General features: G+C 79.6%; 1 protein-coding gene and 1 pseudogene. Both read right to left on the reverse strand.

Features of this window, described 5'->3' with window-relative positions:
• Positions 1-144: pseudogene (locus DMC61_RS41905) on the reverse strand (allophanate hydrolase subunit 2 family protein); the annotation flags it as partial.
• Positions 141-643: allophanate hydrolase subunit 1 (locus tag DMC61_RS41035; RefSeq protein ID WP_125695777.1), on the reverse strand; the 503-nt coding region annotated here is incomplete at its 5' end. The pseudogene DMC61_RS41905 and the gene DMC61_RS41035, both read right to left, overlap by 4 nt.

Genomic DNA, 643 nt, shown 5'->3' on the forward strand with positions numbered 1-643 from the left:
GCCGAGGAGGCGGTTGGCGAGCCGCATCGCGGGCGCGTCCAGCGCGCCGGAGCGGGGGACGCCCAGGTGGGCGTGGCCGGGCCGGCCCGCGTCCTGCACGGTCGTGAGCGCGCCGGAGCGCGCGACCGTCAGCCCGGCCGTCATGCCCCGGCCTCCGGGCTCGTCGCCTGCGCCGCCGCGGAGCCGGTCCCGGTGCCGTCCGCCGCCGCGTCCGCTGTGACAAACCGCACACGCGTCCCCGGTGTGAGCAGCGCCGCACGCTCCCGTGCGGGATCCCACAGCGGCCGCGGGTCGGGCATGGTGCCGATGAGCTGCCAGCCGCCCGGGGTGGCCCGCGGGTAGACGGCGCTGTAGGGACCGGCGAGGGCGACCGCGCCGGCCGGTACGCGGGTCCTGGGCGTGGACCGGCGGGGGACGTGCAGGCGGGGCGGCAGCCCGGTGAGGTCGCCGAACCCGGTAGCGAAGCCGCAGAACGCCACCCGGTAGGGGCGCGACCGGTGCAGGGCGCCGACCTCCTCCGGCGCGACTCCCCACAGGGCCGCCACGTCGGCCAGGTCCGGCCCGTCGTAGCGCACGGGGATCTCCACCGCCTCGCCCGTGTCGTCGGCGACCGGCGGCACCTCCCAGCCGCCCAGCGCGCGGG

This window comes from Amycolatopsis sp. WAC 04169 (assembly GCF_003947535.1).
Taxonomy (GTDB): Bacteria; Actinomycetota; Actinomycetes; order Mycobacteriales; family Pseudonocardiaceae; genus Amycolatopsis; species Amycolatopsis keratiniphila.